We start from the raw sequence: 7,655 nt of genomic DNA, 5'->3' as shown, positions 1-7,655 counted from the left end.
CTCCCGCCCACCCCGGGCTTGGACACCATGGGACCGAGGTCTAACGCAAGGCGCCATGAGCACACCCCGCTTCCCGCCGTCGCCCCGCCGCCCCGTGAGCACCCAGGGCCCGCTGCGAGTCATGCTGCTGGAGAACATCCACGCCTCGGCCCAGGAGATGCTGAAGGCGGAGGGCTTCGAGGTAGAGCGGCTGTCCGCCGCGCTCAAGCCGGCGGAGCTGGCGGAGCGGCTCAAGGGCGTGCACCTGTTGGGCATCCGCAGCAAGACGACGGTGCCGGAGGAGGCGCTGAAGTACGCGGACGACCTGCTGGCGATTGGCGCCTTCTGCATCGGCACCAACCAGGTGGATCTGCTCGCCTCCAGCGTGCACGGCGTGCCGGTGTTCAACGCGCCGTTCAGCAACACGCGCAGCGTGGCGGAGATGGTGCTGGCGGAGGTGGTGGTGCTGACGCGCCAGCTCTTCGACCGCAGCCGGGAGGTGCACGCGGGGCAGTGGCGCAAGGTGGCCACGGGCAGCCACGAGGTGCGCGGCAAGACGCTGGGCATCATCGGCTACGGGCACATCGGCTCGCAGCTGGGCGTGCTGGCGGAGTCCCTGGGCATGCGCGTCCTCTACTACGACGTGATGACGAAGCTGCCGCTGGGCAACTCGCGGTCGGTGCCCACGCTGAACGCGCTCTTGGCGGAGTCGGACTTCGTGACGCTGCACGTGCCGGCGCTGGCCTCCACGCACCTGATGATGGGCGCGGAGCAGCTGGCGGCGATGAAGCCGGGCGCGTGCCTCATCAACGCCAGCCGCGGCACGGTGGTGGACATCCCGGCGCTGGCGCGGGCGCTGCGCTCCAAGCACCTGGGCGGCGCGGCGGTGGACGTGTACCCGGAGGAGCCGGAGGGCAACTCGGACGGCTTCGTGACGGAGCTGCAGGGGCTGCCCAACGTGGTGCTCACGCCGCACATCGGCGGCTCCACGGAGGAGGCGCAGGCGTCCATTGGCAAGGAGGTGGCCACGTCGCTGCTCAAGTTCGTGAAGGGCGGCGCGACGACGGGCGCGGTGAACTTCCCCAACGTGGAGGCCCCCATCAACCCGGGCACCCACCGCATCATCAACGTGCACCGCAACACGCCGGGCGTGCTCCGCGACATCAACCGCATCGTGTCCGACCTCAACGCCAACATCCACGCGCAGGTGCTGAGCACGGACGCCAACGTGGGCTACCTGGTGATGGACCTGGACCAGGACGTGTCCCAACAGGTGTGCGAGGCCATCGCCGGGCTGGAGACGGACATCAAGACGCGCATCGTGTCCTGACGAGGCCGGCGGGCCCTTCTCCTGTCGCGAAAAAAGGGCCCGCGGGCGCATCGCTAGTTCTGCACGGTGAAGCGGATGACCAGGGGGATGCCGCCCAGCCCGGAGGCGTTGGTCCCACTGTAGGGACTGGCGCGCAGTGCGTGGGTGCCCACCGTGGCGGGCAGGGTCACCTGGTAGGGCGCGCCGTTGTCCGCGGAGACGGTGGTGTCCAGGTTGAATCGGACGCTGCCCACGACCGGGTCATAGGTGGTGGCCTGGATGACGGGCTGGGTGACGCCCAGGGCCGCCAGGTCGCTGAGGTCGATGACCCGGCCGTTCTCCAGCGGGGAGAACCCAGGCACGGGCTGCCCGGTGGCCGCGTCGACGAGCGAGAAGTCCTCCACCGACGTCACCACGCTGGGAAGGACAGGCGTGGTCGCGCTGATGGTGAGGGTGTCCCCGGAGAAGGTCCGGACCTCGAAGCCCGGGAACTGCTCGTGGTAGGTGCGCACCAGGTCCTGCAGCGTGCGCAGGGCGACGAGCTCGCCCAGGCGCACCGCGCTGTCGTGGTCGCTGCGCCAGTGCACCCCCGCGAAGAGCCGGGCCACGCCGATGTTCGAGGCCAGCTTGTCCAACTCGTCGAACATCATCAGCGGGCCGTCCGTGTAGGCCCCCACGGTGCCTCCATTCACGTTGGCCACCAGGGGATTGCGGATGGGGAAGTCCTTGTAGAACGCCTTGAGCATCGTCACGCCCGCGCCGATATAGGCGGAGTGGCCTGACCCGTAGGCGGGATGCAGGGGCGCCCCTTCCGGAAAGGCCTGGGGCAGCAGATAGGTCCCGCCTCCCGTGAGACCGCGCCGGTTGTTGAGCTGGGTGTTGTTGGTGAAGATGCGCGCCAGGACGGGGGACGACAGCAGGTCCGGATGGATGGGATAGGTCTGGCGGCCGAAGAACTGGTTGTCCACGTGGCCACCGAACTCCTCCGGGCGGAGCCGACGGTGGACCAACCACTTCTGATACCACCCGGCCCGCAGGGCCGTGTTCGTCACCAGCGCGGCCACGGACAAGGCATCGGAGTTGCCGAGCGTGACGAACGCCTCCTGCTTGGAATAAGCGAGGTAGGGGTTCAGCCCATCGGAAGCCAGGGGTGAGTTCTTCGGGTCAGGGTCGTAGGTACCATTGGCAAGGAAATCGCCCTGGCGAGCAATCACCAGGGCCGCGCTCAAGGTGGCCTGGATGGGATAATCCGTGTGGACGTATTCCGCCAGGGAGCGCGCATTGAAGATGTATTTCCTGTTCCCGGGAGCAGCGACATAGTCCTCCTCCCGGTCGATGAGTCCTCCATTCAAGGTAGGGACCTGTCCGTTCTGGATGTTCAACCACTCCGCGTATTGGCTCACCCGGTCGTCGCCGGAGCGGCGCTCCAGGAATCGCTGTTCAATGAACTGATGGCCCGTGGGCTCGTTGAACGCGGAGATGAAGGGACCCGAGCTGTAGGGAATCGGTTTGATGAGGAATTGGGAGATGAAGGGGCCGCGAAGGGCCGCCGCGAAGTCTCCTCGGAAGATGACGTCGGGCGTGACGTTCGCGGCCTCTGTCTTCGCCCCCCGGTACTGCCGCAGGCTGTCGAGTCGCTGGGCCGCCGTGGCGACGATGGGGATGGCCGTGTAGTTGAGGAAGGGAACGTCGCGAATGAGCGACATCCAGTACAGCTCCTCCATCTCCCCCGCTGTCTCCGCGCTGGCGTATTCAGGCGCGGGACGAAACGCCAGGCCCTGCGGGTCCGGTCCGACAAGGGTGAAGGAGTACGCCGCCTGGGGGTTGACCAGCTTGCGCGGTCCTCCGAGAGGGATGTTCTCGAAGTCCGCCGGCTGCCCGGAGACGAGCGCGTTCAGCAGGGCCTGGTACGCGGTGGGGTCCACGGCGCCAATCGCGTTGTGCGGCAGCCCCTTGGTGTAGCTGGCGAAGTGGGTGGGGTAGCGCTGCTCGTCTCCATTGTTCGGGTGCGCGGGCAGCGGCTGGTTGCGCTGGAAGTCCGCGGCCTCGATGCGGATCTGCCGTGCCAGGTCCGCACGCTGGGCATTGCCCACGGGGACCTGCGCCATTGCCATGGCAGAGAACAACAACCCAAACACCAGCGGGAGGGCGAAACGCTGCATTGTCATGGGAGCCTGTCGGGTCAGAGCGGGACGGTCGCGCCTCGGGACGAAGCGCATTCATTCACACGCCGAGCAATTGAACCCTTCGCCCCACGTAAGCCTTTTCACGGGGCGGGATGTGACAAGGAAGACAATCCCTACCACTCCCGACCCTTGAACCATCCTGCGCACAACAATACCTCGCGCACATCACAAGGCATTGGCGACCGCCCACGGGCTAAAACAAAGATTTCTCAGGCGTCCAGGATCTTGCCTGGATTCAGGATGCCGGCCGGATCCAGCGCGCGCTTGAGGGTGCGCAAGAGCTCCAGCTCCCCGGGCGCGCGCGTGTAGTCCAGGTAGTCCTTCTTGAGCAGGCCGATGCCGTGCTCGGCGGAGATGCTGCCGCCGTGCTTGCGCACCAGGTCGAACATGGCGTGGTCGGACTGCTTGGCGTGGGCGAAGAAGTCCGCCTTCTCCACCGCGTCCGGCTTCATCACGTTGACGTGCAGGTTGCCGTCGCCAATGTGGCCGAAGAGGCAGATCTCCCAGCCCGGGTAGCGGCTGGCGAAGACGGCGTCCAGCTCCGCGCAGAACGCCTCCAGGTTCGCCACCGGCAGGGAGATGTCGTTCTTGTGCAGCACGCCCGTGGCGGAGAGGCTCTCGCTGATGGACTCGCGCAGCGACCACAGCTCCTGCGCCTGCGCCGCGCCCTGCGCCTGGGTGCCGTCGGTGACCAGCCCCCGCTCGAAGAGGGAGCCCAGCCACGCCTCCACCGCCGCCGGGTCGCCGCCCTCGGACTCCAGGAGGACGTAGCAGCCGCTGGGCGCCTCGAAGGGCGAGCGCAGCTTGCGGTGGCGCTGCACGCGGGCCAGGCACCTGTCGGTGAAGAACTCGTAGGCGGAGAGCACCAGCGGCGCCTGGCGCGCGTCGCGGAACAGCCGCAGCACGGCGGCCACGTCCGGCACCGCGAAGAGGAAGACGTCCTGCTTGCCCGGCAGCCGGGTCAGCTTGAGCGTGGCCTCCGTGATGATGCCCAGCGTGCCCTCGCTGCCGATGAAGAGCTGGCGCAGGTCCACGCCGGTGTTGTTCTTCTCCAGCGCGCCGTTGAGCTCCAGCACCTGCCCCTGCGCCGTCACCACCTGCAAGCCCAGCACCCACTGCCGGGTGAGGCCGTAGCGGATGACCTTCACGCCGCCCGCGTTGGTGGCGATGTTGCCGCCCACCGTGCTGCTGCCCTTGGAGGCGAAGTCCACCGGCCACGTGAGCCCGTGCGGCGCGCAGTGCTGGTGCACGCCTTCCGTCACCGCGCCCGCCTGCACGCGCACCGTGTTGCCCAGCAGGTCCACGGGCTCCATGCGGCTCATCCGCTGGAGCGACAGCACCACCTCGCCATGCATGGCCACCGCCCCGCCCGCCAGGCCCGTGCGTCCGCCGGAGGGCACCACCGCGACGCGGTGCTGGTGGCACAGCGCGACGAAGCGGGCCACCTCGTCCGTGGTGCGGGGGAAGGCCACCGCGCCCGGCGCCGGGGCGTACACGCGCGTCCAGTCGCGGCCGTACTCCTGGAGCTCCGCGGGCTCCCGGGTGAGGAAGTCGGCGGGGAAGGACTCGGCGATGGCGCGGAGGAAGTCAGCGGGCAGCGCGGGGGTGGACATGGGTCCAAGGCGTATTGCACGCCCTGGGGCATGACAAGCCCGGTGGTACCCGGGCGCATGGCTCCCGACACCCTCCGTGCCGGGCCGGGGAGGGAGCGGACGGCCGTCCCGGGCTCGGAGCGCGGAAACGAGCCAAGGAAACGGGTGCCCTCCGTATACGGCTCGACGCCGCGCCCCCATCGCGGCCCTGCCCCTCCAAGGAACACCCCATGTCGTCGCTCCGCGCACTCGCCCTGCTGGCCACCCTGTCCCTTGCCCCGGCTTCAGCCCTGGCGGCGCCGGAGGAATCCGTTCCGGGGGTGAACTACGTCTTCACGACCGTGGATGCCTACACCACGGGCTATGGCCATTTCGTCATCACCGGAGTCCTTCAGGGGGAGAGCACGCCCCGCACCATCTACTTCGACGCCCCTGCGTACGACGTCTCGGAGGCGAACCGGTGTGACCGGCTGGCCCTGCTCGCCATGACCCGGCCCGGACGCTTCCAGTTCAGTTGGTTCAAGGAATACGGCGGCTACTACCCGACCTGCACGCTGACCCGTCAGTAGCTCCCGGCCGCCTCCATGGACACGCGGATGCGATTGATGCGGGCATGGGTGTGGCTCGCCCTGGGGCTCCAGCTGGGCTGCGGTGTGGGCGGCGGCCTGGGCCCCCGGGACCTGGACGGCGACGGCCATCCGGCGGAGCTGGACTGCGATGACGCGAACCCCACCGTGTGGCGGTCCGTCACGGGCTACGAGGACACGGACGGGGACGGTTTCGGTGAGGGGCCCCTCCGTCGCCTGCGTGGGAAGCACGACGAAGGGCCGGGCGTCACAGGGAGGCGACTGCGCGCCCCTGGACGCCACCCGCTGGCGCTCCGTGCCGGGCCTGTACCCGGACGCGGACGGAGACGGGGCCACGGGAGCGGGGCCGGTGAAGGGCTGCGTGGGGGCCACGCTCGCGGGCTACCGGGAGCAGCCGGCGGCACCGGACTGCGATGACGGGGACGCGGCGGTGTCGGCCCTGTCGGAAGCGTGGGCGGACACGGACCTGGACGGCGTGGGTGCGGGAGTGGCCATCGCGTGGTGCCCCAGCCGGGGGCGCCCGCCTCCCAAGGGGTACGTGCTCACCTCGGGTGACTGCGCGCCGGGGGACACCCGCTCCTGGCAACAGCTGCCCTTCACGCATCGGGACGCGGACGGGGACGGCTTCGCCGTGGAACAGCAAGGCACGGTGTGCGCGGGCGAGCACCTGCCCGCCGGCTACGACACCGTTTCCGCCCCGCAGGACTGCGATGACAGCAACGCGAATCGCACGGTCCGGGTCGAGCGCTGGTTGGATCCGGATGGAGACGGCTACGGCGACGGCGCATCGGTGCAGCGATGCGCGGGCCCGGGGGAGTCCGCGCCAGGAGAGACGTTCCGGGGCGGGGACTGCGCGCCGGGCGATGGGACCCGCTGGCGGAATCTGTCCTACGCCTCGCGGGACGGCGACGGCGACGGCCGCCTGTCTCCGGCCACGGGTCAGGTGTGCAGCGGCTTCTGGCTGCCTCAGGGTTACTCCCAGGAGGTGCGGAATGACGACTGCGACGACGGGAACAGTGCGCTGTTCCGCGCCTGGAGCGTCCACGCGGACGAGGACGGTGACGGCGTGGGCGTGGGAGAGGCGACCGCCATCTGTGGCGCGGCGACCGTCCCCACGGGCTACTCCACGCAAGCCACGGACTGCGCGCCCCAGGACTCCTCCCGGTGGCGGATGCTGGGCTTCACCTACCGCGACGCCGACGGCGACACGTACACCGTGGCCCAGGGCGGCGAGCTGTGCGCGGGCACGGCCCTGCCTTCGGGCTACGGCACCCAGCGGCTGTCGGGCGAGGACTGCGACGACACGAACGCCACCGCCTTCCGGAACGTGACGGCCTACGCGGACACGGACGGAGACGGCGTGGGCGCGGGAGCGCCGACGGTCCTCTGCACCAACGGACAGGTCCCCAGTTCCTGGTCCGCCAGCGGCACGGACTGCGACGCGCAGGACGCGACGCGCTGGCAGAACCTGTCCGCCGCCCATGCGGACCGAGACGGGGACGGCTTCACCGCCCCCATCCCCGTCCAGACCTTCTGCACGGGGAAGACGGTGCCCGCGCCCTACGCCTCCACGGCCGTGGGCAACGACTGCGACGACGCGGACGCCGACCGCTATCGGTGGACCTATCTCTACCGCGACCAGGACGCCGACGGCGTCGGGGCCACACCCCGGCAGATGACGTGCCTGGGCCAGGAGGTACTCGCCGGGTGGTCGCGGTACGGGGACGACGCGGATGACGGGAACGCCGCCATCCAGACGGACGAGGCCGCGGAGGAGGAGCTGAGCCTCATCCTGGACCTGTGAGCCCCCGAGCCATCGGACAGGAATGCCGTCCCCAGGGATGAGAAGGTGAGAGCCCCGCGGGGCCTCCCCTCAGCGGCGCACCGCAAACCGGTCCGACTGTCGGACCCGTTGGGACCACCGAGCTCGGGCCTCGCCCCCCCCGGTCTGCGGAGCATCGCGTGAACTGGTCCGACTGTCGGACCAGTTGGGACCACCGAG

Annotated in this window: 5 protein-coding genes; 3 read left to right on the top strand and 2 right to left on the bottom strand. The window is 69.6% G+C overall.

Features of this window, described 5'->3' with window-relative positions:
- Positions 1-55: 55 nt before the first annotated feature.
- Positions 56-1,309 (top strand): phosphoglycerate dehydrogenase, encoded by a 1,254-nt coding sequence (serA, locus tag ACLEQD_RS32240; protein WP_410389333.1) that lies wholly within the window; start codon positions 56-58, stop codon positions 1,307-1,309.
- 53 nt (positions 1,310-1,362) lie between these two features.
- On the opposite strand, the gene ACLEQD_RS32235 is transcribed toward serA, so the two are convergent.
- Positions 1,363-3,402 carry a hypothetical protein gene (locus ACLEQD_RS32235; RefSeq protein WP_410389332.1) on the bottom strand — a complete coding sequence of 680 codons (2,040 nt, stop codon included), beginning with the start codon at positions 3,400-3,402 and terminating at the stop codon, positions 1,363-1,365.
- 281 nt (positions 3,403-3,683) lie between these two features.
- Positions 3,684-5,087 carry an FAD-binding oxidoreductase gene (locus ACLEQD_RS32230; RefSeq protein ID WP_410389331.1) on the bottom strand — a complete coding sequence of 468 codons (1,404 nt, stop codon included), beginning with the start codon at positions 5,085-5,087 and terminating at the stop codon, positions 3,684-3,686.
- A gap of 209 nt (positions 5,088-5,296) precedes the next feature.
- On the opposite strand from ACLEQD_RS32230, the gene ACLEQD_RS32225 reads away from it, so the two are divergent.
- Both ACLEQD_RS32225 and ACLEQD_RS32220 read left to right on the top strand, forming a co-directional pair.
- On the top strand, positions 5,297-5,635 hold the full coding sequence (locus tag ACLEQD_RS32225; protein ID WP_410389330.1) for a hypothetical protein: 339 nt from the start codon (positions 5,297-5,299) through the stop codon (positions 5,633-5,635).
- Between the two features lie 214 nt (positions 5,636-5,849).
- Complete coding sequence (locus ACLEQD_RS32220; protein ID WP_410389329.1) at positions 5,850-7,457, top strand: hypothetical protein; 1,608 nt, start codon at positions 5,850-5,852, stop codon at positions 7,455-7,457.
- Positions 7,458-7,655 lie beyond the last annotated feature (198 nt).

The sequence above is a fragment of the Corallococcus sp. 4LFB genome (assembly GCF_046520365.1).
Classification (GTDB): domain Bacteria; phylum Myxococcota; class Myxococcia; order Myxococcales; family Myxococcaceae; genus Corallococcus; species Corallococcus caeni.
The sequence above is the reverse complement of the archived record's forward strand: the minus strand, read 5'-3'. Positions and strand labels throughout refer to the sequence as shown.